The sequence below is a fragment of the Stappia sp. MMSF_3263 genome, from assembly GCF_030733745.1.
In the GTDB taxonomy this organism is placed as follows: domain Bacteria; phylum Pseudomonadota; class Alphaproteobacteria; order Rhizobiales; family Stappiaceae; genus Stappia.
Genome location: NZ_JASHIK010000001.1, coordinates 23,858 through 46,626 on the forward strand (window position 1 = coordinate 23,858; position 22,769 = coordinate 46,626).

Below are 22,769 nucleotides of genomic sequence, written 5' to 3' on the forward strand. Positions count from 1 at the left end.
GATGCCGGCGATGACGCGTTCTCCTTGTCTCCTTGCAGGCCTTGTCCTTGCCGCTATCCTGTCGTCGGCGGCGGTGGCCGAGCCGGCCCTGGTCTATTCTGTCGGCGGCCGTTTCGACGGTTCCTTCAACGAGGCGGCCTGGCGCGGCGCCGAGCGCTTCGCCAAGGAGACCGGCGAGAGCTATCGCGACTTCGAGATTGCCCGCGACGCCGACAGTCTGCAGGCGCTGAGAAGCTTCGCTGCCCGTGGCCTTTCGCCCGTTGTTGCCATTGGTTTCAACCAGGCCTCGGCCGTCGATGCCGCGGCGAAAGACTACCCGCAGACCAGTTTCTCCATCGTCGACATGGTGGTCGAGGCGCCGAACGTGCGCTCCGTCGTTTTCCGCGAGCATGAAGGCGCCTATATCGCCGGTCTTCTGGCGGCGATGGCCTCGCAAACCGGCACCATCGGTTTCGTCGGCGGCATGGACATTCCCATCATCCGCCGTTTCCTTTGCGGCTACCGGCAGGGCGCGGCTTCCATCTCTGCGGACACGCGCGTCCTTTTCAACATGGCCGGGGACACGCCTGCGGCGTTTGCAGATCCCGCGCGCGGTGCGGAACTCGCACGCTCGCAGATTGCCAGGGGCGCCGACGTGGTGATCCAGGCGGCCGGGGGCACGGGCATCGGTGTGCTGCAAGCGGTCGCCGATGCCGGCAAGCTCGGCATCGGAACCGACAGCAACCAGAACGGCCTGCACCCGGGGAAGGTTCTTACCTCCATTCGCAAGCGCGTCGACGTCGCCGTTCACCGCAATTTCTCCGATGCCCGAGACGGCAAGTGGTCTGCCGACGTCCAGGTGCTCGGCCTTGCCGAGGGTGGCATGGACTGGGTCATCGATGCTGACAACCGGAAGCTCGTGACGCCGGCCATGGAGGCGGCTGCCCGTGCCGCCGAAACGGCGATCTCGGAAGGGCGGATCCAGGTTCACGATGCGGCGAGCGATGGGGAGTGCCCGCTATGAGTGAAGAACTCGCGATCGAGCTTGTCGGCATCGACAAGCGTTTCGGCCCGGTCCATGCAAACAAGAACATTGACCTGAAGGTCCGCAAAGGGTCGATCCACGGCATCGTCGGCGAGAACGGCGCCGGCAAGTCGACGCTGATGTCGATCCTCTACGGCTTCTATCACGCGGACGGCGGCGAGATACGTGTCGACGGCAAGGCGGTCTCGATCGCCGGCAGCCAGGCCGCCATCGCGCTCGGCATCGGCATGGTCCATCAGCATTTCATGCTGGTGGAGAATTTCACGGTGCTTGAAAACGTCATTCTGGGCGCGGAAGGCGGTCCGGTCCTGGCCGGCGGCGTGTCACGTGCGCGGGCCGAACTCAAGCGTCTGGCCGCCGATTACGACCTGAAGGTCGACCCCGATGCGGTGATCGGCGACCTGCCCGTCGGCCTGCAGCAACGGGTGGAGATCCTCAAGGCACTGTTCCGCGGAGCCGACATCCTGATCCTCGACGAACCCACCGGAGTGCTGACCCCGGCGGAAGCGGATCATCTCTTCCGCATCCTTCGGGTGCTGCGTGACGAAGGCAAGACCGTCCTGCTCATCACCCACAAGCTGCGCGAGATCATGGCGGCGACCGACCATGTGTCGGTGATGCGCCGCGGCGAGATCGTCGCAACGCGAAAGACGCAGAAGACGTCGATGGGCGAACTGGCGGAACTGATGGTGGGGCGGCGCGTGCTGCTCGAAGTGGCCAAGGGGCCGGCGACGCCGGGGCGGCCGGTGCTGCAGGTGGAGGGGCTGACGGTGCGCGACGGGCGGGGTGTCGACGTCGTGCGCGACGTCTCGCTCGAGGTGCGTGCCGGGGAAATCGTCGGCATCGCCGGCGTTTCCGGCAACGGCCAGTCGCAATTGCTTGAGGCGATCGCCGGCATCCGCAAGGTGCGCTCCGGATCCGTTACCGTCGACGGCACCCGTATTGATCTGGCCGCCACGGAGGTGGACGCGGCGCGCATGCGCCGGCTTGGCCTTGCCCATGTGCCGGAAGACCGCCATCGCATGGGGCTGGTGACGCGCTTCCCCGAATGCGAGAACGCCATCCTTGGCTATCACCACGACCCGGCCTACGGGCGGGGAGCCTTCCTTGACTATGACGCGATCCGCACGGCGGCGCGCGAGAAGATCGAAAAATACGACATTCGCCCGCCTCAATGCATGCTCAAGACCGCCAACTTCTCCGGCGGCAACCAGCAGAAGATTGTGCTGGCCCGCGAGATCGAGCGTGATCCGGTGATCCTGCTCGTCGGCCAGCCGACGCGCGGTGTCGATATCGGTGCGATCGAGTTCATTCACAAGCGGCTGGTGGCCCTTCGCGATGCAGGCAAGGGCGTGCTGCTCGTGTCCGTCGAACTGGACGAGATCCGGGCGCTTGCCGACCGGGTCCTGGTGATGTTCGACGGCCGGGTGGTCGGCGAACGGGCGCCGGAGACCGAGGACAGCGAACTCGGCCTGCTGATGGCCGGCGCGGCCGGACAGGAGGCGGCGGAATGACGGCAGGACAACTTCCGCGCTGGGCCGACTACATCCTGATGCCGGCCATCAATGTGGCGGCGGCCTTCATCGTCTCCGGTCTTGTCGTGCTGCTGATCGGGGAGAACCCGATCGAGGCGGTCAAGGTGCTGGTCTGGGGCTCGCTCGGCTGGAACGAGGGCATCGGCTTCACCCTGTTCTACGCCACCAACTTCATCTTTACCGGCCTTGCGGTCGCCATCGCCTTCCATGCGGGGCTGTTCAATATCGGCGGAGAAGGGCAGGCCTATCTAGGAGGGCTCGGTGTGGCGCTCGCCTGCCTGGCCCTTGATCGCTACGTGCCCTGGTGGGTGACGCTGCCTTTCGCCGTCGCGGGCGCGGCGGCCTTTGGCGCCGCCTGGGCCTTCATCCCGGCGGTTCTGCAGGCGAAGCGCGGCAGCCACGTGGTCATCACCACGATCATGTTCAACTTCATCGCCGCCTCACTCATGGTCTACCTGCTGGTCAACGTGATGTCGAAACCCGGCTCGATGCAGCCGGAGACCCGCACATTCGAGGACGGCGGCCGCCTGCCGCTGCTGCAGGACGTCCTGCCCTTCACCGACTTCGGCTCGGCCCCGGTCAACTTCTCCTTCCTGCTGGCGCTCGCCGCCTGCCTCTTTGTCTGGGTGCTCGTCTGGCGCACGCGGCTCGGCTACGAGATCCGCACCTTCGGCGCCAATCAGACGGCGGCCGTCTATGCCGGCATTTCGCCGGTGCGCATCACCGTTGTCACCATGCTCATCTCCGGCGGTCTTGCGGGCATGATGGCAATCAACGAGATCATGGGCTCGCAGCACCGGCTGCTGATCGAATTCGTCTCGGGATATGGTTTCGTCGGTATCGCGGTGGCGCTGATGGGACGCGCCCATCCTGTCGGCATCGTTTTCGCCGCGATCCTGTTTGGCATGCTCTATCAGGGTGGCGCCGAACTCGCCTTCGAGATGCCCGCCATCACCCGCGACATGATCGTCGTCATCCAGGGACTGGTGATCCTGTTCGCCGGTGCGCTCGAGCACATGTTCCGTCCGGCGCTTTTGCGCGTCTTCGGGGTGCTGTCAGCCCCTGCCGGCACCCCGGCCTGAGTGGGAGCGCGCGCATGTTCGACACGTTGATCCTCATCCTCGACAGCACCGTGCGGCTGTCCACGCCGTTGCTTCTCGCGGCTCTCGCGGGCCTTTATTCGGAACGCTCGGGCGTCTTCGACATCGGTCTTGAGGGCAAGATGCTTGGCGCGGCTTTTGCCGCCGGTGCCGCCGCCGCCGTGACCGGATCCGCCTGGCTCGGCCTTGCCGCCGGCATTCTCCTGTCCGTCGCGCTTGCCCTGGTGCACGGGTTTGCCTGCATCACCCATCGCGGCAACCAGATCGTCTCCGGCGTTGCCATCAACTTCCTCGCCATGGGGCTGACCGCCCTGCTCGGGCAGGCCTGGTTCAGCCAGGGCGGCCGCACCCCGCCGGTCTCGGGCGACGCTCGCTTCGCCAATCTCGTCTGGCCCTTTGCCGAAAGCCTGCGGGATGTGCCCGTGCTGGGCGGCCTTTATTCCGAGCTCCTGTCGGGGCACAACATTCTGGTCTACGCGGCCTTCCTGGCCGTGCCGTTTTCCTGGTGGGTGCTGTTCCGCACGCGTTTCGGGCTGCGCCTGCGCGCCGTTGGCGAGAACCCTGCCGCCGTCGACACCGCCGGTATCTCCGTTGCCTGGCTGCGTTACCGCGCGGTGATCTGCACCGGTATCCTGTGCGGTCTGGCCGGCTCCTATCTCGCCATCGCCCAGTCGGCCGGTTTCATCTCCAACATGACCGCCGGAAAGGGTTTCATCGCCCTTGCCGCGCTGATCTTCGCCAAGTGGAAACCGGTGCCGGTGATGTTCGCCTGCCTGCTGTTCGGCTTTCTTGACGCCGTCGCCATCCGCCTGCAGGGCCAGCAAGTGCCGGGCATCGGGGAAGTGCCGGTCCAGGCGATCCAGGCGTTGCCCTATATTCTCACCGTCATCCTGCTTGCTGGCTTCATCGGCAAGGCGGTGCCGCCCAGGGCCGGCGGTGTCGCCTATGTGAAGGAACGCGGCTGACCGGACCCACCGGCCGCCCGCTCGCTGCAAACCGAGGATCCCATGTCCCGCTTCGATGACCTCTTCGCCGCCGCCGGCGCGGCCCGGGCCAATGCCCATGCCTGCTATTCCGGTTTTGCCGTCGGGGCGGCCATCCTGACCCGAGACGGCAACATCTTTGCCGGCTGCAACGTAGAGAACGCAAGCTTCCCGGAAGGTTGGTGCGCAGAGACAAGCGCACTTGGCGCGATGGTCTCTGCCGGAGGGCGGCCGGGCGATGTCGTCGAGGTGGTGGTGACCGCGGATGCGGTGCTTTGCACGCCCTGCGGGGGATGCCGCCAGCGGCTCGCCGAATTCGCAAGCGATGAGACGCCTGTTCATGTCTGCGACACCAAGGGACTGCGTCAAACCCTGACATTGGCGGAACTTCTGCCGGCACGGTTTGTTTTGAAGGACGAGGATAGAAACCGATGAGCGGCTACGGACCTGAATGTGCGGAACTGGTGCGTGCGGCGCGCCCGGGGAACTATCGTCTCGGCATGGTGCTCGGCTCCGGGCTCGGCCAGTTGGCCGACGAGATCGAGGATGCGGTGTGGGTACCCTACTCCAAGCTGTCCGGCTTTCCCGTTTCATCCGTCTCGTCCCATGGCAGCGAACTGGTCGCCGGCACGCTTGCCGGGGTTCCGGTTGTCGTGCTGTCGGGACGGGCTCACTACTATGAGGGCGGCGGTGCGGACGTGATGCGCACGCCGGTCGAGACGCTGAAGGCGCTGGGCTGCGACACGGTTCTCCTGACCAACGCGGCCGGGTCCTTGCGTGAGGACTTCGCGCCCGGAACGCCGATGCTGATCTGCGACCACATCAACTGGTCGGGACTCAATCCGCTGATCGGAGAGGAAAGCGACAAGCGTTTTCTCGACATGAGCGCGGCCTACGACCCGGACCTGAGAGCGCGGTTGCGCGCCCTGGCCGAGGAGGAGAAGATCCCGCTTGGCGAGGGTGTCTACATGTGGTTTTCCGGTCCCTCTTTCGAGACGCCGGCCGAAATCCGCATGGCCAAGGCGCTCGGCGCAGACGCGGTCGGCATGTCGACGGTGCCGGAGGTGATCCTCGCCCGCTACCTGGGTTTGCGGGTTGCCGCGATCTCGACCATCACCAACTACGGTGCCGGCATGCAGGCACACGGCCTGTCCCACGATGAAACCAAGTCGACCGCGCTGAAGGCGGTCGACGCGCTGAAGCGGTTGATCCGCCGCTTCGTCAAGGACCTTGCAAATGACTGACATGGCACCTGCAGAGGTCGCCCGGCGCGCCCTGCCGCTGGTCGATCTCACCAATCTCGACGATGCCTGCACCACGGCCGACATCGACGCGCTGTGCGCCCGGGCGGTGACGCCGCATGGAAGCGTTGCCGCCGTTTGCATCTGGCCGCGGCACGTGGTGCAGGCGGCGAGCCTGCTGGCCGGAACCGGCGTGAACGTCGCAACCGTCGTCAATTTTCCGCAAGGCGGCGATGACACGCTCGCCGTCGTCGCCGAGACGAAGGTGGCAATCGCCGACGGTGCCGACGAGATCGATCTGGTCATGCCCTACCGCGCCTTCGTTGCCGGGCGCAGGGGATTTGCCGAGGAGCAGATCCGCCGGGTCAGGGCCGTGTGCGGCGAGGCGCTGCTCAAGGTGATCCTGGAAACGGGGGAGATCGGCGACCCGCTTCTGATCCACGCCGCCTCGAACGTCGCGATCGCCGCCGGTGCCGATTTCATCAAGACCTCGACCGGCAAGGTCAAGGTCAACGCCACGCTGGAGGCGGCCGAGATCATGCTGACGATCATCGAGGAACTGCGCCGGGAAGGAGGGCGCGAGGTGGGTTTCAAGCCTGCCGGTGGCATCCGCACGCTCGACGACGCGGCGGCCTATCTGATGCTCGCCGACCGGCTGTTGGGCGCCAACTGGGTCTCGGCGGCGCATTTCCGCTTTGGCGCGAGCGGCTTGCTCGATGCCCTGCTTGCCGCGCTCGACGGGCGCGAGCAGACGACCGCCAAAGGATACTGATGTGATGCTTGCACAGGAACTCATTCGCAGGAAGCGCGACGGCGGCACGCTGAGCGCCGAAGAGATCGCCTTCTTCGTCAAGGGGCTGACCGACGACAGCGTCTCCGAAGGGCAGGTGGCGGCGCTTGCCATGGCCGTGTTCTTCCGCGGGCTGTCGCTGGATGAGCGTGTCGCGCTGACGCTGGCAATGCGCGATAGCGGCGCCGTGCTCGACTGGTCCGACATCGACGCGCCGGTCCTCGACAAGCACTCGACCGGCGGTGTCGGCGACAATGTCTCCCTGATGCTGGCGCCGGCGCTGGCCGCCTGTGGTGCGGCCGTGCCGATGATTTCCGGCCGCGGCCTTGGCCATACCGGCGGCACGCTCGACAAGTTCGACGCAATCCCCGGTTACAGGACGCAGCCCGACAATGCGCTGTTCCGCAAGGTGGTGCGCGAGGTTGGCTGCGCCGTGATCGGCCAGACACCTGATCTCGCGCCGGCCGACAAGCGTTTCTACGGCATTCGCGATGTGACGGGCACCGTCGAAAGTCTCGACCTTATCACCGCCTCGATCCTGTCGAAGAAGCTCGCCGCGGGCCTGCAGGGTCTCGTTCTCGATGTGAAGTGGGGTACGGGCGCGTTCATGGCGACGCTGGAACAGGCAAGGGCACTGGCAGAAAGCCTGGTGACGGTCGCCAATGGCGCCGGCTGCCGCACGAGCGCGTTGCTCACCGACATGAACGAGCCGCTCGCCTCCGCCGCCGGCAATGCGGTCGAGATGCGCAATGCCGTCGACTTCCTGACCGGACGTGCGATCGACAACCGTCTGTTCGATGTCACGGTGGCGCTCGGCGCCGAAGCACTCGTTCTTGGCGGGATTTGCGCTCATGCCGAGGAGGGGGCGGAGAAAATGCGCGAGGCCTTCTCCAGCGGCGCGGCGGCCGAGCGGTTCGCCAAGATGGTTTCGGCCCTCGGCGGTCCGGCGGACTTCGTTGAAAAGGCGGAAGGCTATCTCGCTGCCGCGCCGGTGGAACTGCCGGTCTATCCGCAGGAGCCCGGCACTGTCGTCGGCGTCGACGCGCGCGCCATCGGTGTTGCCGTCGTCGAGCTTGGCGGCGGGCGCCGCCGGGCCAGCGACGTGATCGATCCGGCGGTAGGGCTGGTGCATCTTGCCGGCATAGGCCACTCCGTCGACAGCGACGCTCCGCTTGCCATCGTCCACGCCGCGGACGAGGCGTCGGCGCGAAGGGCAAGCGAAGCGGTGCGCGCCGCCTATCGGCTCGGCTCGCCGCGCGACGTAGAGGATCGGCCCGTCGTCGTGGAGCGTATCGCGCCGTCTGCCTGACGGCGGCCCGGATCGGGAACCGGGTTTTCGGGACTGCAACGGGGCGGGAGACAACCGCCCGGCAACGACAAACGGGGAAACCTCATGGCACGCGCGATCCTGTGCGTCTTGGACAGTTTCGGTATCGGCGGGGCGCCGGATGCCGCGCGCTTCGGCGACGAAGGCTCGAACACGCTCGGCCACATCGCGAGCGCCTGCATGCGCGGGCAAGGCGACCGGGAGGGCCTGCGCGCCGGTCCGCTTACCCTGCCCAACATGACCGCGCTCGGCCTTGCTCGCGCGGCCAAACTCGCCGCCGGCGCAGTGCCGGCCGGCATGGATGCGTCCATCGAGCCGATCGGCATTCACGGCGCCGCAAGCGAAACCTCGCGCGGCAAGGACACGCCGTCAGGCCACTGGGAAATCGCCGGTGTGCCGGTTTCCTTCGAGTGGGGGTATTTTCCGGACACGGTGCCCAGCTTTCCGAGCGAACTGACCCAGGCGATCATGCGTGAAGGGGGAGTGCCGGGTATTCTGGGCGACTGTCACGCCTCGGGCACGGTGATCATCGCCGAACTCGGCGAGGAGCATCTGCGCACCGGCAAGCCGATCTGCTACACAAGCGGCGATTCCGTGTTCCAGATTGCCGCGCATGAGGAGCATTTCGGACTGGAGCGGCTTTATAGCCTCTGCGAGATCGTGCGCGACCTGGTCGATCCCTACAATATCGGCCGTGTCATCGCCCGTCCCTTTGCCGGGAAGGATGCGGCAAGCTTCGAACGCACTCCCAACCGGCGCGACTACTCTGTGCTGCCGCCGGAACCGACGCTGCTCGACCGTGTCGTGGCGAACGGGGGCAAGACCCTGACGGTCGGCAAAATCTCGGACATTTTCGCTCACCAGGGCATTTCGAAGGTGCTGAAGGCAGCCGGAAACAATGCGCTTTTCGACCGCACGCTGGAGGCGATGGAAGATGCGGGCGACGGCGATCTCGTCTTCGCCAATTACATCGACTTCGACAGTCTTTACGGCCATCGCCGCGACGTTGCCGGTTATGCGGCGGCGCTCGAGGCGCTCGACCGGCGCCTGCCGGAACTGCTTGCGCACCTGCGCGATGGGGATCTGCTGGTGCTCACCGCCGACCACGGTTGCGACCCGACCTGGAAGGGAACGGACCACACCCGTGAGCGGGTGCCGGTGATCGGTCTCCTCAAGGGTGGCTCGCCGCTCGACATTGGCGTACGCACCAGTTTCGCGGACATCGGCGAGAGCGTGGCCGCCCATCTCGGTCTTGCCCCTGGACGACATGGCACGTCCTTCCTCTGATCCTTGGGGTGCGGAGGGTAGCGTCGAACTGGAGCGCGCTCCGTCATCCCGCTAGAGTGATCGCCAACGACTCGCTCGGCAGATGTCCCGAACTGGAGACGCGCATGACCGCACGGTCCTTTCCCGCCCCCGCCGATGGCGCCCTCACCGCCGAGATGACGCGTGCCTATGAGGAGGATGGGTTCCTCGTCCTCACCGGCTACAAACGCGCCGCCGAATGCGATGCTTTGCGCGCCCGGATGGACGAGTTGATCGGGGCCTTCGACCCTAGCCAGAACGCATCCGTTTTCGAGACCGGCGCGCAAAGTCACGCCCGCGACAGGTATTTTCGCGAAAGCGGCGACAAGATCCGTTTCTTCTTCGAGGAGGAGGCCTTCGACGGCAACGGACGGCTGACCCGGCCGAAACACGCGGCGCTGAACAAGGTCGGCCATGCGCTGCACGATCTCGATCCCGTCTTCGAGCGGTTTTCCCGCGATCCAAGGCTGTCGCGCACTGCCCGCGATCTGGGCATCGCCGAGCCGCGCTTGGCCCAGTCCATGTATATCTTCAAGCCGCCGGAAATCGGCGGCGAGGTCAATTGCCACCAGGATTCGACCTTCCTGCACACGGAGCCGCTGTCCTGTACCGGCTTTTGGTTCGCGCTGGAGGATGCCGACGAGACCAATGGCGGCCTGCTCGGCGGGCCAGGCGGTCACAAGGGGCCACTGCGCCAGCGTTTTCATTATGACGGCGAGGCGCTGGTGATGGACCGCCTCGACGAGACGCCCCTTGCCGGAGACGTGCCGCTGGTGGCGCCGAAAGGGACGCTCGTGGTCCTGCACGGGCTGGTGCCGCACCGATCCGCCCCCAACCGTTCGCCGCGCTCCCGCCATGCCTATGCCCTGCACCTGGTCGATGGGGCCGCGCGCTGGTCGCCCGACAATTGGCTCCTGCGGGCCCCTGAAAATCCGATGCGGGGTTTTTGAGGACCTATGGCGAACACCTCACCCGCAAGGTCCGTTGTTCCCAAGGCGGAACTGCATGTCCATGTGGAAGGCGCGGCGTCCGGCGACCTCGTCCGCCGGCTCGCCAAGCGGCACCGCATCGACCTTGAGGACCTGTTCGGCGAGGACGGGTCCTACGAGTGGGACGATTTCGCCGGATTTCTATCCGCCTATGACCGGGCCAGCAGCGTCTTCCGCACGCCACAGGACTTTGCACTCCTGTCGGAAACCTATCTGCGTTCTCTGGCCGCCGAAGGGACGATCTACGCGGAACTGACCATCTCGCCCGATCATGCCGCCGCCGCCGGGCTTTCCTATCCCGATTACGTTGCGGGGCTTGCGGAAGGTATCGGGCGCGCGCAAGTGGAAAGCGGTATCGAGGCGCGCATGATCGCTGTCGGGGTTCGCCATTTCGGCGCGCGTGCGGTCGAGCAGGTCGCGGCGCAGGTGATCGCGCATCCGCATCCGCTGGTCACGGGTTTTGGTCTGGCGGGTGACGAGCGCGAGGGCCATCCGGCGAATTTCGCACGCGCCTTCCGCATGGCGGGCGAGGCAGGGCTTGGTCTGACAGCCCATGCCGGAGAGTTCGCCGGTCCCGAGAGCGTCACCGCTGCCCTCGACTTCCTGCGCGTCACGCGTATCGGCCACGGCGTGCGCGCCATCGAGGACAGGGCAGTGGTGGAGCGCATCGCGGAGGATGGCATCGTGCTCGAGGTCTGTCCCGGTTCGAACCTGGCGCTTGGCCTTTATTCGACGCTGCGCTTCCATCCGGTCAATCTGTTGCGCCGGGCTGGTTGCCGGATCACGCTCAACTCAGATGATCCTCCTTTTTTCGGCACGACGCTCGGCCACGAATACCGAAGCTGCGCGGCAACCTTCGGCTGGAGCGAGGACGTGCAACTTGCCATGACCCGAGATGCCATCGCTGCCGCCTTTTGCGACGGGGAGACGCGCGGGCGCCTTGCCGGGCGGCTCGAGGCGCATGTTGCGGCCAGGAACGAAAGTTGAGCGTGGCGTGACGGTGGACCAGGCATGGCTTCCGGCCTCCCGGCGGTTCCGCTTTGGCCCGGCTTGATCTATGAGACTGAAAAGGTCGGGCGGAAAGGTTCGGCGACGGCAAGGATGAAAGGCGCGAGACAATGAGCGGAGCAACCGTGATCGATCACCCGCTGGTGCAGCACAAGCTCACCCACATGCGGATGAAGGAAACGTCGACGCAAGGGTTTCGCCGCCTGCTGCGCGAGATCTCCGTGCTGCTCACCTACGAGGTGACGCGCGACCTGCCGATCACCACGATGCAGATCGAGACGCCGCTGCAGCCGATGGCGGCCCCGGTCATCGAGGGCAAGAAGCTGGTCTTCGCCTCCGTTCTGCGCGCCGGCAACGGTCTGCTGGAAGGCATGCTTGAACTCGTGCCGGCGGCCCGCGTCGCCCATATCGGGCTGTACCGGGATCCCAAGACGCTGGAGCCGGTCGAGTATTATTTCAAGGCGCCGGAGGACCTTGCCGAGCGTCTCGTCGTCGTCGTCGACCCGATGCTGGCCACGGCCAATTCCGCCATTGCCGCCGTCCAAAGGCTGAAGGAGCGCGGCGCCAACGAGCTCCGCTTTCTGTGCCTTCTCGCCGCGCCTGAAGGCATCGCCAAGTTCAACAGCGCCCATCCCGACGTGCCGATTTTCACCGCTGCGGTTGATGAGCGGCTGAACGAGAAGGGCTATATCATTCCGGGCCTTGGAGACGCTGGCGACCGGATGTATGGCACCAAGTGAGCAGATGACGGGTCGGCGGATGCGGAAGGGAAGGCGCGGTGGCCTTTTATTTTTTTGGTATCCGAATTAAAAAGACTGACTTCTCTGGCAACCAGCCGGGAAACGCCATCGCGGGAGGTTGAAACATGGGCTCAGGCGGAGAACTGGGGCTCGGGAGTGGAGCGACCTATCCGGACCTGCGCGAGCGGACCGTGCTGGTCACCGGCGGTGGGGGAGGGATCGGCGCCGAGATCGTCCGCCACTTCGCGCGCCAGGGCTCGCGGGTCGGGTTTCTCGACATCGACACACAGAACTCGGAACGTCTTGTTGCCGAGCTTTCCGCCGAGGGTGCCAGCGTCCGCTTCGCAACGGCTGATCTCTCCGACATCGAGGCGACACGCGCTGCCATTGGCGCGATCCGCGAGGCGCTGGGCCCGATCTCGATCCTCGTCAACAACGCCGCTCATGACGAACGCCATCGTCTGGAGGAGGTGACGCCGGAGTACTGGGACAGCCGCATGGCTGTCAATCTGAAGCATCAGTTCTTCTGCGCCCAGGCCGTGGCGGGGGACATGCGCGCGCTTGGCGGCGGCACCATCATCAACATGGGCTCGATCTCCTGGATGATCGGGCAGGGCGGCATGGCCGGCTACACGGCGGCCAAGTCGGCGATTGTCGGGCTGACCCGCTCGCTCGCCCGTGATCTCGGGCCGGACAACATTCGCGCCAACTGCATCGCGCCGGGCTGGATAATGACCGATCGCCAAATCGAGCTCTGGCTCGACGAGGAGGGCGAGCGCGAGATCATGCAGCGCCAGTGCCTGAAACGGAAACTGGTGCCGGCCGACGTCGCCCGTGTGGTCCTGTTTTTTGCATCCGCAGAGGCGTCGGCCTGCACCAACCAGACCTATATCGTGGATGGTGGCTGGGTCTGAGTGGCAGGACCCGCGAGTGCTTTTCCGGTGTTCCTGTGAAAGACTGAAAGCCCGCACGACCGGAGGCCTTTCGTGATCACCGTTTTCGGTTCCATCAATCTCGACCTTGTCGTTTCCCTGCCGCGCCTGCCGGCGCCCGGCGAGACCGTTGTCGGGCCGGATCACCAGTCGTTTCCGGGCGGCAAGGGCGCCAATCAGGCGCTCGCCGCGGCGCGGGCCGGGGCCAGCGTGCGGATGATCGGCGCAGTCGGGCAGGACGCCCACGCCGAAGCCGCGCTCGTCAATCTCGAGCGCGCCGGTGTCGACCTTTCCGGTGTGCGCCATCTCGATGGCACAACCGGCATCGCCATGATCGGCGTCGATGGCAGGGGCGAAAACCTGATCATGTGCGCGAGCGGCGTCAACGCACGCGTGGTCGCCGAGTGGCTCGACGGGCGGCTGGCGCGCGGAGACCTGCTTGTCCTGCAACGGGAGCTGAGCGCCGGTCCGATCGCGGAAGCCATCGGCCGCGCGCGCCTGTGCGGAGCGCGGATCCTGCTCAACGCGGCACCGTCCGGGGCGGGAGAGCTTGCCGGTCTGGTGGGCGATGTCGATGTTCTCGTCGCCAACGCGGGTGAGGCGGCCGAACTCGCGGCGGCGCTTGAGGGCTCGGAATCCGTTGTGCCCGAAGCCCATTGCGCGGCACTTGCCGGGGGGCGCCGTCTTGCCGTCATCACGCTGGGCGCACGTGGTCTCGTTGCGCAGCAAGGCGAGCAGCGCTGGCGGGTTGCCGCGCCCTCTGTCGAGGTGGTGGATACGACCGGCGCGGGCGATGCCTTTGTCGGAGCGCTGGCCGCCGCCCTTGACCGCGGAGCGGATATCGAGCGGGCGCTGTGCGAGGGCACCGCGGCCGGTGCGCTTGCTTGCAAGGCGAGCGGAGCGCAATCCTCTTCACCCGATGACCGGGCAATTGCGACTCTTGCCGACACGCTCGAATGCGAGAGTATCGCGGGTTGAAGCGAAACATGGCGCCGGCCGAGGGCGGTGGGCCGCTTTTTTGCCTGCCTGGCAACCTTCCGGAAACCCTTTTTGAAGCTTTCCCGGACAGTTCACCCCTTGCTAGGGCCTGCTGAGGCATGCTTGCCCGGTCGCAACAGGCAGCCGGGAACAGGAACCATGGCGCGCTACATCATCATTGCCGTTGCCGCCATCGTCGCTGCGGCCTTCGTACCCGATCTCGCGCGGCAATATCTCGCCACCAGCACGGTCGTGGCCGCGGCGCGCGAAACGCCCGAGAAACCGGAAAGGTCATCCGGCCCGCGCACGCTGGTGCTCAAGGCCGGACGCGGCGGGCATTACGAAGTCAGCGCCCATATCAACGGCCGACCCGTGAACTCTCTCATCGATACCGGCGCATCGGCGCTTGCCATTCCCGCCGAGGTGGCGCGACTGTCGGGTCTGGCGCCGCCGGCCTCCGCCTACAAGGTTCGCGTCAGTACCGCCAATGGCGTCGTCATGGCAGCGCAGGTGCAACTGCGTGAGCTGCGTCTCGGCAGCATCCGGCTTGCCAATGTCGAGGCGCTGGTGATGCCCGACGGCGCGCTGGAAATCCCGCTGATCGGCATGTCGGTGCTCGGGCGCCTTGCCAAGGTGGACATTCGTTCCGGCACGATGCGGTTGATACAGTAATCACGACAGGTGATTTCGGGCGAGGTCCCGTTGTAAGGTTCCGGACGAGGCGGTGTTCATCGCCTGCGTTGCTACGGGACACGTCATTTCATGGGCGAAAGGCTCTTCGGCGCGCTTTCTGACGGCGCGCCGGTCCGCTGTATCGGGATTGCCCGCGGTGATCTCTCGGCGGAAATCCTCACCTATGGCGCGGCAATCCGCGATCTCCGGTTCGCCGGGCGCGGCGTCGTGCTCGGTTTCGACAGTTTTGACGACTATCTCGCACATTCCCCCTATTTCGGCGCCGTTGCCGGCCGCAACGCCAACCGGATTGGCGGCGGGCGCTTCCATCTCGAGGGCAAGGAGCATGTACTCGACCTCAACGAAGCCGGTCGTCATCACCTGCATGGCGGGATGGCGGGGTTCGGCAAACGCCTCTGGTCGCTAGCCGACCATGGCGCCACCCATGTAGAGCTGATGCTGGTGTCGCCGGACGGCGATGCCGGCTATCCGGGCCGGGTCGAGGTGCGTTGCCGCTACGAGATCGACACGGATGCCTGCTTTCGCATCACCTTGAGCGCCGAGACGGACAAGGCGACGCTTGTGAACCTGGCCGCGCACAGCTATTTCAATCTCGACGGCACCCCGGACATTCTCGGCCACCACCTGGCGATGGAAGCCGAGGCCTATCTCCCCGTCACCGACGATGCGATCCCGACCGGCGAGATCCGCCCCGTTGCGGGAACGCCTTTCGATTTCCGAGTGCCACGCGCCATCGGCGCTGCCGGCGACGAGGTCACCACGGCCTATGACCACAATTTCTGCCTGGCACGGGCAGCGGTGGAAGATCCTCGCCCGGTTGCCCGGCTGACCGGGCCTTTGTCGGGCCTTGTCATGGAGCTCTTGACCACCGAGCCAGGACTGCAATTCTACGATGGCTACAAGCTTGCGGTACCATGCCCCGGCCTGTCGGGCCGTCACTATGGCGCGCGCGCCGGGCTTTGCCTGGAGCCGCAGCGATGGCCGGACAGCCCGAACCATGCCGGTTTCGCCGATGCCGTCTTGCGGCCCGGCGAGCGCTATCGCCAGATCACCGAATACCGCTTCTCCACCCTGCCAGGACAAGAGATCCGCCCGTCATGAAGACTGTTTTTTCCGCCGGCCAACTTGCCCACGATCCCAGGCACGAGATTTCCGATGGCACCCTGAAACCGGCCGTGGAGATTCCGGCCCGCGCCGAAATGGTCCGCGACGCGGTGCTGGCGCGCGGCCTTGGCGAAATCCTCGAACCGGAGGATTTCGGCATGGAGCCGTTGGCGCGCGTCCATGATGCCGATTATCTCGCTTTCCTGGAGAGCTTCTGGACCCGTTGGACCAATGCCGGCCGCTCCGGCGAGGCGTTTCCCTTCGTCTGGCCCGTGCGCGGGCTGAACATCGATCCCGTTCCCGATCACATCGACGGGTTGCTCGGGCGCTATTCCTTCGATGCCGGGACCCCGATGGGGGAACACACATTCGCGGCCGCGCGCGCGAGTGCCAATTCCGCACTGACCGCAGCGCGCCTGGTTGCCGGCGGCGAGCGCGCCGCCTTTGCGCTTTGCCGTCCGCCCGGACACCACGCCGCGGCCGATTATTACGGCGGCTACTGCTTCCTCAACAATGCGGCGATCGCGGCACAATGGTTGCGCGATGCCGGCGCCGAGCGCGTCGCGCTGCTTGACGTCGACTACCACCACGGAAATGGCACGCAGGCGATCTTCTACGAGCGTTCGGACGTCCTGTTCCTGTCCGTCCACGCCGACCCGCGCGAGGAATATCCCTACTTCCTCGGCCATGCCGCCGAAACCGGCACGGGCGAGGGAGCCGGTTTCACCGCCAACTATCCGCTGGAACTGGGGGCCGACTGGGACGCATGGTCCCGGGCGCTCGAGGCAAGCCTTGCGCGCGTTGCGCAGTACAACCCGGACACGCTGGTCGTCTCGCTCGGCCTGGATCCCTATGAGCAGGATCCGATCTCGCGCTTCCGCCTCACAAGTGACGACTTCACCCGCATGGGTGCACGTCTCGCGGCCGCCGGCCTGCCCACCGTCTTCGTCATGGAAGGGGGCTATGCCGTCGAGGCGCTTGGCGTCAATTGCGTCAATGTGCTGGCCGGTTTCGAGGCGGGCAGCTGAAGCCTCAGAAGACGAAACCGAGGTCGCGCAGCGCGCGCTCGAGAGGTTCGGCGCCGGTGAAGTGGATTGCATGCATCCCGATGTCGCGTGCCGCCTCGACATTGGCCGGGCTGTCGTCGATGAACACGGTCTGCCCTGGGTCGAGGTCGTTGCGCGCGAACAGCACCTCGTAGATGCGCCGGTCCGGCTTGATCAGGCCCTCATGGGCGGAGACCACCACGTCGATGAAGTCCTCGGCGAGGAAGGGAAACCGCTCGCGACATTCGGCGAATTTCTCGCGTGAGAAGTTGGTGATTGCATAGAGCGGCACGCCTGCTGCCTTCAGTGCCTTGAGAATGGCGACACTGCCCGGAACTTCGCCGGGCACCATTTCATGCCAGCGGGTATCCCAGGCACGGATCGGCTCTTCCTGGTCGGGGTGGCGCGCGATCGCCTCGGCAATGGCCTCGGAGAAACTGCGACCCCGGTCCTGCTCCAGGTTCCATTCAGGCGGCAGGACCTCTGCCAGAAACCGGTCTGCATGCTCCTCGTTGCCGAAGAACTCGCGATAAAGAAGGCGCGGATCCCATTGGATCAGCACGTTTCCGATATCGAAGACGACCGTGTCGGGGCTGCGTGGCATGATGGCTCCTGAAGGGATGAGTCGAACCGACCCGAAGACGAGGGCCCCGTAACGAGGGCATGATGGAGAAACTGGCGCGAGGAAACCGCGCCGGGCAAGCGGCAAGTGCGATGTGGCGAGACTTTCAATCCGTTTTCCCGCCAGCTCATGGCGTGATTGTGACGGCGGGTGTCCGGTTGTTGGCGCTGTCGCTGGCGCTGATTGTGCTGTTCATGCTGGCAGCGGGAGTTGCAGGCGGTGCGCGTGCCCAGGCACCGGACGCCGAGGCTGGAGACTTTGGTGGAGGAGATGAGCCGGCCGCGCACGTTCCCTGGACCGGCGAAGTTGCAACACCGGATGAGGGAACGTCGTCGCTCGCCGGTACGCCTTTCGATCCGGCTCGTCTTGCGCTCTTGCCGCAATTGCGCGTCGGGCTGGTGCTCGATCCTGCGGCTGGCGACTTCGACCGCGCGGCGCCGTTCCGCGAGGCGCTGGAGCGCGGGTTGCGGCTGCCCGTACTGCTGGTCGCCTATCGCGACCTGTCGCGGCTGCAGCGCGCACTCGTTGCCGGCGAGGTCGACTACGCGCCGCTGTCGGCATCCGCCTATGCCCAGGCGCAGCGCATGTGCGGCTGTCTGGTGCCGCTGCTCTCGCCGCGCGCCGGGGACGGGTCGGCCGGGTGGCATGCGGTGGCGCTGGTTGCCCGGGACAGCCCGCTGCAGCGGCTTGCCGATCTGGCTGGGGCCCGTGTCGCGACAGGGCCGCTGCAATCGACCGGTGCGCGGCGGGTTCCGCTGGCAGCGCTTGCGGCGGAAGGGCTGGACGCCGAACGCGATCTTGCCGCACTCGTGGCCCATGCCGATCCGCTGGCGGCGGCCGACGCCGTGCGGCGCGGCGATGCCGACGTTTCCTTTGGCTGGTCATCCCTGCGGGGCGATGTGGCAGAGGGATACTCGCGCGGCACGCTCCGGGATATTTTCGAGCGTGACGGCGCGGCCGCATCGCTGCGGATCCTGTGGGCGTCGCCGCCCATTCCCAACGCCGCGCATGCGGCGCGCGATACGCTGCCGGAGCCGATCCGTGCGGCGATCGTGGAGCTCTTGTCGGAAACGGCGGAGGGGGAGGGGGGCTTCGAGGCGGCGCGCGCCATTTCGCCCTTCGGCTTTGTGCCAGTCGAGGCGCAGGATTATGCGCCGGTGCTGGCGACATTCGACGGGCAGGACGGTGCTCCGGCCGGGAGGCTGCGCCCGCTCTCCCCGCCCAGGTAGCGCGTGAAGGCCTGTTTCAGCGCGGATGTAGGACCGACCCTAGTTGCAGCACTCGACGCTGGTGCTCACGCGCGGCCGCATGAAATAGGTATCGCTCAGCCCGATCGTCGTGGTGTTGAAGACATCCTTGAGAACATTTGCGAAGGCCGGCCTGTGATTGTACTCTGCATGGGTGACGATCAGATAGCTGTCCTTCTGCTTCGCCAGTTCCGCCGGTATTTCGATCGGGGGAGCGGTGTTGGAGCCCCACTGGCTGGTGTTCATCGCCCGGCTCCAGACCACGCGCGGCTGGTCCTTCTCCTTGATCCAGACACTGGCCACCACCAGCTTCAACTCGCCCTCCGGATACGGATCGAGCACTGCCCTGGACAGTTTCATCAGGTCGTTGACCTCGGAGGTTTTCAGTTTGTCAGCCTGCGCGACAAGGTCGGCGACCGAACTTGCAGCCTGGCTGACCTTGCGATCGAGCGTGAGGGCGGAATTCAACTCGTTCATGCCGAGGAAGAGCACCAGCATGAAGGGCAGAACGAGGGCGAACTCCACCGCGGCAACGCCCTTTCGGTCACGCGCCAGCGCCAGTGTCAGGCGGGTTGCCGCGCGCCGCAGGATACGGCTCGGCACGCCGCGCGTGTCTTTCGGATTGGCCTGATACATCGTCAGTTGCTCGCCTGCTGCGTGGACCAGGGGAAGGGCTCGTTGCGGAACACCGTTGTCGCGACCAGGAGGCGGTCGCCCGAGGACAGATCGCCGTAATTGGTCTTCATCATCGAGGTGAACATCGGCCAGCGATACAGGGCCCGCACGATGATGATCTCGCCCGCTTCGCCGTGGTTGTAGCCGATATCGGAGGTGACATCGCCATCCTTGATCAGCGGCTTGGACGAGTAACCCGAGAAATTGTTGATGCGTTCGACATCGATGGTCAGGCGATCCGAAGTGATCGGAAAGCCCGAAAGGCGCTCAAGCATCGATTCCTTGAACTTGCCTGCATCAAATCCTTGTGCGTGCGCCTGGCCCGTGCGGATCGTGCGGGCGGCGTCGAGCACCGCGTTGCTGAGAACCTGGTCCGCGAAGAAGGCAAGACCGATCTCGATCGTCCCGAACAGAAGCATGAGGAAGGGAATGGCGACGAACCCGAATTCGATCGCCGTCGTTCCTTCCTTGTTGCGCAGAACCGCGCGGATCGGGCGCAACCGCGCGAAACGACGGGTTTTTTGCTGCTTCAGCATCAGTTGGGCACTCGCTTGTGACAGGGCATGCGGGGTTCAACAAAGCGGTTCGGAGGGTTGCGGGCGCGGCGACCGCGCCGGCATCAGTTCGTCGCGCCGGCGGCCTTTTCCGACATGTCGTTACGCTGGGTCGACTGCTTGGTCAGCAATTCGTAGCCGGCCTCGCTGTCGCCGACCCGGAGTACGGGCTCGCAGGAAGGTGAGCAGGAATAGGTCGAACGCGCCAACTTGCGCTGCACGGTGATGACATCGCCGGTCACGGCGCCGACGGTGATCACCTCGTCGATGATCGGCTCGCCGTCCTTGTCGAGGATGACGAGGTTTGTCGTGCCATAGAGCTTGCCCGTCACCACCACCGTCTGGCGGTCATACATGGTGACGTCGGCGATTGCCGGATTGCCGACGATGACGGTGTCGGCAGGCGCATCGATGCGGAACACCTTGGCGCGGTCGGTCATGACGTGAACGCCGGTTTCCTCGGCAATGGCGGCGCCGGCCAGGGCGGTCATGAGAACCGCCAGCATCGGGGCGCGAAGAAGATCGCGAATATGCGGCATCGATCTGTGCTCCTCGGAGAAATTCCTACCCGAGCGTGAAGGATATTGGTGAAGGAAGACCTAACACGCTCTGCTGCCGGGGGCGTTTTGCGAGCATCGTTAACATGACCGGCGCAGGTCCCTGGCCGGTTTGGCGCCGGCCCGGTTGCAGAGGTGCGACAACCGCTCACCGGATTGGCGAGAGAGATCGGGTCGGCCAGTGGAACCCTCGGCGGGGATCATGGTTAAGATCTTTGGAAATGTATTTCCTATGTATTAACTATACTTCTTCTCGATGGGAGGTTGTTGGCGTGGGTCATGGAATTTAACTTTGTGGCAAGGTGTGCTGCCTATAGTGACTTCATCTTCGAACGACCGAATAAAAACAGGTCGGCGAGATGGTGCAGACAAAACAAGTGAAAGTTAGGAGCCAACCCATGAAGAATCTCTTTGCTCGTTTCGCGAACGACGAATCTGGTGCGACCGCCATCGAGTATGGCCTGATTGCAGGTCTGATCGGCGTCGCCATCATTGCCGCGATCACGGCTGCTGGTGGTTCGATCACCGCGATGTTCACCCGCGTTGCTACCGAGCTGAACACCGCCGCCTCCCAGTAAGGTCGGCTGTACCGCTTTCACCGGGTGTCCCGGCAGCAATGCCGGGACGCGTGAAAGCGCCTGATGCGGGCGGCGGGAGCCGCCCGTTTCCGTTTGGGTGCCGTTCCGGGGGCGCGGGCGTCAACCGGCCCTTAAGGGGTTGGGCCTACAAGGGCAGAGATGGCCGATCCTCCAGCCTGACGATCGGCAATGGCGAAAATGGGAAGGGTGATACATGATCGAGGCCGCGCTTCTGGTTGTGTTTCCGTGCCTGGTGGCCTTTGCCGGCGCGTCCGACCTGTTCACCATGACCATTCCCAACCGGGTATCGCTTCTTCTTGTTGCCGGCTTCGCCGTACTGGCGCCTGCCGTCGGCCTTGCTCCCGCGGCAGTCGGGTTTCATGTCGCCGCGGCCGGCATCGCCCTTGCCGTGGGCATCACATTCTTCGCTCTCGGCTGGATGGGCGGCGGTGACGCCAAGATGATGACGGCAATCGCCCTCTGGTTCGGCCTGACGCCGGCGCTCGGCGATTTCCTGCTGATTGCCAGTGTCTACGGCGCCGTGCTGACCCTTGCCGTTCTTTACTTCCGGTCCATCGTCCTGCTTCCGGCCTTCGTCTACAGGGCCGAATGGATTGCCCGACTGCATGACGGGCGGAACGGCATCCCCTATGGCATTGCCATCGCCGTGGCCGCCCTTCACGTCTATCCCCATTCGATCTGGTTCCGCGCCCTGCTGTAAGGCGATAGACGGGCTCTCGGCGCGTGTGGCATCCCGACTCGTTGCCGTCAGGGATCAAGAAATTAACGAACGATAAACGAAGTCGAAGCTTCGATTTGAATTTGCGAAAAGTTTAAGGCCTGTTCATCAACATTGCTCACACCTGATTAACCATGTCTTGACCATTTACCCGCAACAGTAATCGCACGATGACCGCTGGCGCATCCGCGTCCGGTCCAGTCCGATCGATGCGGGTAACAGTTATGAAGATCGCGCGTTTCGCAATTCTGGGCGTTTCCCTCGGTGCCGGCCTCCTGGTGGCGCGGATGGTGATGAGCCCCGCTCCCGAGCCGGTCGCAGAACCGGTGATGGTGACGGAGACGGTGGAAAAGGACGAGGTCCTGACCGCGTCGCAGGACATCGGCCTCGGCCAGGTTGTCAATCCGGACGATCTTTCCTGGACAAGCTGGCCGCGTGACCTCGCCCCCGCGACCGCGATCCTGCGTTCGCAGCGCCCTGATGCAATGGCCGAGATGGCCGGCCGCATCGCCAAGGCTCCTCTCTACCAGGGCGAGCCGCTGCGCGAAGAACGCCTGATCAACAGCGACCGCGGGTTCATGTCCACCATCCTGCCCAAGGGCAAGCGCGCGATCGCGGTCTCCGTCGAGGCGTTGACGGCGGCCGGCGGCTTCATCCTGCCGGGCGACAAGGTCGACGTGATCCTGACCCGGCAGACCGCGGCGCGGTCCGGCAATACCTTCACCAGCGAGACCATCCTTCAGAATGTCCGCGTCCTGGCGATCGACACCACGACCGCCGGCGAGCAGGACGAGAAGGCGCTTCCCCCCGGCCAGACGGCGACGCTGGAACTCGAGCCGACCCAGGCCGAGGTCGTGGCCCAGGCCTCGCAGCTCGGCACCATCGCACTGGTCCTGCGTTCCGCCCAGGATTCGGCCGACGATGCCGAACCCGCCATCATCGGCGGTGGCGTGAACTTCGTGAAATTCGGCGTTGCCAGCCAGATACAGACGCAGCGTTGAG

At 65.4% G+C, this 22,769-nt stretch carries 25 protein-coding genes; 21 read left to right on the forward strand and 4 right to left on the reverse strand.

Annotated features, from left to right (window positions below):
- The first annotated feature begins 10 nt into the window (after positions 1 to 10).
- The 17 genes from RBB46_RS00090 (at position 11) to RBB46_RS00170 (ending at position 16,777) form a co-directional block, all read left to right on the forward strand.
- Positions 11 to 1,003, forward strand: coding sequence for a BMP family ABC transporter substrate-binding protein (locus tag RBB46_RS00090; RefSeq protein ID WP_306026793.1), 993 nt, complete (start codon positions 11 to 13; stop codon positions 1,001 to 1,003).
- The gene (locus RBB46_RS00095; protein ID WP_306026794.1) at positions 1,000 to 2,538 is read left to right on the forward strand and encodes an ABC transporter ATP-binding protein; all 1,539 of its coding nucleotides are present in this window, start codon (positions 1,000 to 1,002) and stop codon (positions 2,536 to 2,538) included. The genes RBB46_RS00090 and RBB46_RS00095 overlap by 4 nt, the downstream gene beginning before the upstream one ends.
- Positions 2,535 to 3,641, forward strand: coding sequence for an ABC transporter permease (locus tag RBB46_RS00100; protein ID WP_306026795.1), 1,107 nt, complete (start codon positions 2,535 to 2,537; stop codon positions 3,639 to 3,641). Before RBB46_RS00095 ends, RBB46_RS00100 begins: the two co-directional genes overlap by 4 nt.
- A gap of 14 nt (positions 3,642 to 3,655) precedes the next feature.
- Entirely contained in the window at positions 3,656 to 4,624 is a 969-nt protein-coding gene (locus RBB46_RS00105) for an ABC transporter permease (RefSeq protein WP_306026796.1), read from the forward strand.
- Positions 4,625 to 4,666: 42 nt separating this feature from the next.
- Complete coding sequence (gene cdd / locus RBB46_RS00110; protein ID WP_306026797.1) at positions 4,667 to 5,077, forward strand: cytidine deaminase; 411 nt, start codon at positions 4,667 to 4,669, stop codon at positions 5,075 to 5,077.
- Positions 5,074 to 5,886 carry a purine-nucleoside phosphorylase gene (locus tag RBB46_RS00115; RefSeq protein ID WP_306026798.1) on the forward strand — a complete coding sequence of 271 codons (813 nt, stop codon included), beginning with the start codon at positions 5,074 to 5,076 and terminating at the stop codon, positions 5,884 to 5,886. Before cdd ends, RBB46_RS00115 begins: the two co-directional genes overlap by 4 nt.
- On the forward strand, positions 5,879 to 6,655 hold the full coding sequence (gene deoC / locus RBB46_RS00120; RefSeq protein WP_306026799.1) for a deoxyribose-phosphate aldolase: 777 nt from the start codon (positions 5,879 to 5,881) through the stop codon (positions 6,653 to 6,655). The genes RBB46_RS00115 and deoC overlap by 8 nt, the downstream gene beginning before the upstream one ends.
- A 4-nt stretch (positions 6,656 to 6,659) precedes the next feature.
- On the forward strand, positions 6,660 to 7,982 hold the full coding sequence (gene deoA, locus RBB46_RS00125) for a thymidine phosphorylase (protein ID WP_306026800.1): 1,323 nt from the start codon (positions 6,660 to 6,662) through the stop codon (positions 7,980 to 7,982).
- An 84-nt stretch (positions 7,983 to 8,066) separates the two neighbouring features.
- Entirely contained in the window at positions 8,067 to 9,287 is a 1,221-nt protein-coding gene (locus RBB46_RS00130) for a phosphopentomutase (RefSeq protein ID WP_306026801.1), read from the forward strand.
- Positions 9,288 to 9,391: 104 nt separating this feature from the next.
- Positions 9,392 to 10,255 (forward strand): phytanoyl-CoA dioxygenase family protein, encoded by an 864-nt coding sequence (locus RBB46_RS00135; protein ID WP_306026802.1) that lies wholly within the window; start codon positions 9,392 to 9,394, stop codon positions 10,253 to 10,255.
- Between the two features lie 6 nt (positions 10,256 to 10,261).
- The gene (locus RBB46_RS00140) at positions 10,262 to 11,281 is read left to right on the forward strand and encodes an adenosine deaminase (RefSeq protein WP_306026803.1); all 1,020 of its coding nucleotides are present in this window, start codon (positions 10,262 to 10,264) and stop codon (positions 11,279 to 11,281) included.
- Between the two features lie 131 nt (positions 11,282 to 11,412).
- Positions 11,413 to 12,042: a uracil phosphoribosyltransferase gene (upp, locus tag RBB46_RS00145; protein ID WP_306026804.1), complete on the forward strand. Its 630-nt coding sequence runs from the start codon at positions 11,413 to 11,415 to the stop codon at positions 12,040 to 12,042.
- Positions 12,043 to 12,167: 125 nt separating this feature from the next.
- A complete protein-coding gene (locus RBB46_RS00150; protein ID WP_306026805.1) occupies positions 12,168 to 12,956 on the forward strand; it encodes an SDR family NAD(P)-dependent oxidoreductase in 789 nt (262 codons plus the stop codon).
- A gap of 72 nt (positions 12,957 to 13,028) precedes the next feature.
- On the forward strand, positions 13,029 to 13,952 hold the full coding sequence (locus tag RBB46_RS00155) for a ribokinase (protein WP_306026806.1): 924 nt from the start codon (positions 13,029 to 13,031) through the stop codon (positions 13,950 to 13,952).
- Positions 13,953 to 14,111: 159 nt separating this feature from the next.
- A complete protein-coding gene (locus RBB46_RS00160) occupies positions 14,112 to 14,624 on the forward strand; it encodes a TIGR02281 family clan AA aspartic protease (protein ID WP_306026807.1) in 513 nt (170 codons plus the stop codon).
- A 90-nt stretch (positions 14,625 to 14,714) separates the two neighbouring features.
- Positions 14,715 to 15,746: an aldose epimerase family protein gene (locus tag RBB46_RS00165; RefSeq protein ID WP_306026808.1), complete on the forward strand. Its 1,032-nt coding sequence runs from the start codon at positions 14,715 to 14,717 to the stop codon at positions 15,744 to 15,746.
- A complete protein-coding gene (locus tag RBB46_RS00170; protein WP_306026809.1) occupies positions 15,743 to 16,777 on the forward strand; it encodes a histone deacetylase family protein in 1,035 nt (344 codons plus the stop codon). The genes RBB46_RS00165 and RBB46_RS00170 overlap by 4 nt, the downstream gene beginning before the upstream one ends.
- A gap of 4 nt (positions 16,778 to 16,781) precedes the next feature.
- Here the strand turns inward: RBB46_RS00170 and RBB46_RS00175 are convergent, their stop codons facing one another.
- Complete coding sequence (locus tag RBB46_RS00175; RefSeq protein WP_306026810.1) at positions 16,782 to 17,399, reverse strand: HAD family phosphatase; 618 nt, start codon at positions 17,397 to 17,399, stop codon at positions 16,782 to 16,784.
- Between the two features lie 158 nt (positions 17,400 to 17,557).
- On the opposite strand from RBB46_RS00175, the gene RBB46_RS00180 reads away from it, so the two are divergent.
- Positions 17,558 to 18,646 (forward strand): phosphate/phosphite/phosphonate ABC transporter substrate-binding protein, encoded by a 1,089-nt coding sequence (locus tag RBB46_RS00180; RefSeq protein ID WP_306026811.1) that lies wholly within the window; start codon positions 17,558 to 17,560, stop codon positions 18,644 to 18,646.
- A gap of 39 nt (positions 18,647 to 18,685) precedes the next feature.
- Here the strand turns inward: RBB46_RS00180 and RBB46_RS00185 are convergent, their stop codons facing one another.
- The 3 genes from RBB46_RS00185 to RBB46_RS00195 form a co-directional block, all read right to left on the reverse strand.
- Positions 18,686 to 19,300, reverse strand: a complete 615-nt coding sequence (locus tag RBB46_RS00185; RefSeq protein WP_306026812.1) for a TadE/TadG family type IV pilus assembly protein — start codon at positions 19,298 to 19,300, stop codon at positions 18,686 to 18,688.
- 2 nt (positions 19,301 to 19,302) lie between these two features.
- Positions 19,303 to 19,875 (reverse strand): TadE/TadG family type IV pilus assembly protein, encoded by a 573-nt coding sequence (locus RBB46_RS00190; protein WP_306026813.1) that lies wholly within the window; start codon positions 19,873 to 19,875, stop codon positions 19,303 to 19,305.
- 83 nt (positions 19,876 to 19,958) lie between these two features.
- Complete coding sequence (locus RBB46_RS00195) at positions 19,959 to 20,432, reverse strand: pilus assembly protein N-terminal domain-containing protein (RefSeq protein ID WP_306026814.1); 474 nt, start codon at positions 20,430 to 20,432, stop codon at positions 19,959 to 19,961.
- Between the two features lie 416 nt (positions 20,433 to 20,848).
- Here RBB46_RS00195 and RBB46_RS00200 point away from each other — a divergent pair, with 416 nt between their 5' ends.
- From RBB46_RS00200 to cpaB, 3 genes are all read left to right on the forward strand, one after another.
- Positions 20,849 to 21,028 (forward strand): Flp family type IVb pilin, encoded by a 180-nt coding sequence (locus RBB46_RS00200; RefSeq protein WP_306026815.1) that lies wholly within the window; start codon positions 20,849 to 20,851, stop codon positions 21,026 to 21,028.
- A 214-nt stretch (positions 21,029 to 21,242) separates the two neighbouring features.
- Positions 21,243 to 21,749 carry a prepilin peptidase gene (locus RBB46_RS00205; protein WP_306026816.1) on the forward strand — a complete coding sequence of 169 codons (507 nt, stop codon included), beginning with the start codon at positions 21,243 to 21,245 and terminating at the stop codon, positions 21,747 to 21,749.
- 242 nt (positions 21,750 to 21,991) lie between these two features.
- A complete protein-coding gene (gene cpaB, locus RBB46_RS00210; protein WP_306026817.1) occupies positions 21,992 to 22,768 on the forward strand; it encodes a Flp pilus assembly protein CpaB in 777 nt (258 codons plus the stop codon).
- Position 22,769 lies beyond the last annotated feature (1 nt).

Bases quoted from the DNA above. Each gene is read 5' to 3' on its own strand.
- RBB46_RS00090 (WP_306026793.1), top strand. From the start codon at position 11: ATGACGCGTTCTCCTTGTCTCCTTGCAGGCCTTGTCCTTGCCGCTATC.
- RBB46_RS00095 (WP_306026794.1), top strand. From the start codon at position 1,000: ATGAGTGAAGAACTCGCGATCGAGCTTGTCGGCATCGACAAGCGTTTC.
- RBB46_RS00100 (WP_306026795.1), top strand. From the start codon at position 2,535: ATGACGGCAGGACAACTTCCGCGCTGGGCCGACTACATCCTGATGCCG.
- RBB46_RS00105 (WP_306026796.1), top strand. From the start codon at position 3,656: ATGTTCGACACGTTGATCCTCATCCTCGACAGCACCGTGCGGCTGTCC.
- cdd (WP_306026797.1), top strand. From the start codon at position 4,667: ATGTCCCGCTTCGATGACCTCTTCGCCGCCGCCGGCGCGGCCCGGGCC.
- RBB46_RS00115 (WP_306026798.1), top strand. From the start codon at position 5,074: ATGAGCGGCTACGGACCTGAATGTGCGGAACTGGTGCGTGCGGCGCGC.
- deoC (WP_306026799.1), top strand. From the start codon at position 5,879: ATGACTGACATGGCACCTGCAGAGGTCGCCCGGCGCGCCCTGCCGCTG.
- deoA (WP_306026800.1), top strand. From the start codon at position 6,660: ATGCTTGCACAGGAACTCATTCGCAGGAAGCGCGACGGCGGCACGCTG.
- RBB46_RS00130 (WP_306026801.1), top strand. From the start codon at position 8,067: ATGGCACGCGCGATCCTGTGCGTCTTGGACAGTTTCGGTATCGGCGGG.
- RBB46_RS00135 (WP_306026802.1), top strand. From the start codon at position 9,392: ATGACCGCACGGTCCTTTCCCGCCCCCGCCGATGGCGCCCTCACCGCC.
- RBB46_RS00140 (WP_306026803.1), top strand. From the start codon at position 10,262: ATGGCGAACACCTCACCCGCAAGGTCCGTTGTTCCCAAGGCGGAACTG.
- upp (WP_306026804.1), top strand. From the start codon at position 11,413: ATGAGCGGAGCAACCGTGATCGATCACCCGCTGGTGCAGCACAAGCTC.
- RBB46_RS00150 (WP_306026805.1), top strand. From the start codon at position 12,168: ATGGGCTCAGGCGGAGAACTGGGGCTCGGGAGTGGAGCGACCTATCCG.
- RBB46_RS00160 (WP_306026807.1), top strand. From the start codon at position 14,112: ATGGCGCGCTACATCATCATTGCCGTTGCCGCCATCGTCGCTGCGGCC.
- RBB46_RS00165 (WP_306026808.1), top strand. From the start codon at position 14,715: ATGGGCGAAAGGCTCTTCGGCGCGCTTTCTGACGGCGCGCCGGTCCGC.
- RBB46_RS00170 (WP_306026809.1), top strand. From the start codon at position 15,743: ATGAAGACTGTTTTTTCCGCCGGCCAACTTGCCCACGATCCCAGGCAC.
- RBB46_RS00175 (WP_306026810.1), bottom strand. From the start codon at position 17,399: ATGCCACGCAGCCCCGACACGGTCGTCTTCGATATCGGAAACGTGCTG.
- RBB46_RS00185 (WP_306026812.1), bottom strand. From the start codon at position 19,300: ATGTATCAGGCCAATCCGAAAGACACGCGCGGCGTGCCGAGCCGTATC.
- RBB46_RS00190 (WP_306026813.1), bottom strand. From the start codon at position 19,875: ATGCTGAAGCAGCAAAAAACCCGTCGTTTCGCGCGGTTGCGCCCGATC.
- RBB46_RS00195 (WP_306026814.1), bottom strand. From the start codon at position 20,432: ATGCCGCATATTCGCGATCTTCTTCGCGCCCCGATGCTGGCGGTTCTC.
- RBB46_RS00200 (WP_306026815.1), top strand. From the start codon at position 20,849: ATGAAGAATCTCTTTGCTCGTTTCGCGAACGACGAATCTGGTGCGACC.
- RBB46_RS00205 (WP_306026816.1), top strand. From the start codon at position 21,243: ATGATCGAGGCCGCGCTTCTGGTTGTGTTTCCGTGCCTGGTGGCCTTT.
- cpaB (WP_306026817.1), top strand. From the start codon at position 21,992: ATGAAGATCGCGCGTTTCGCAATTCTGGGCGTTTCCCTCGGTGCCGGC.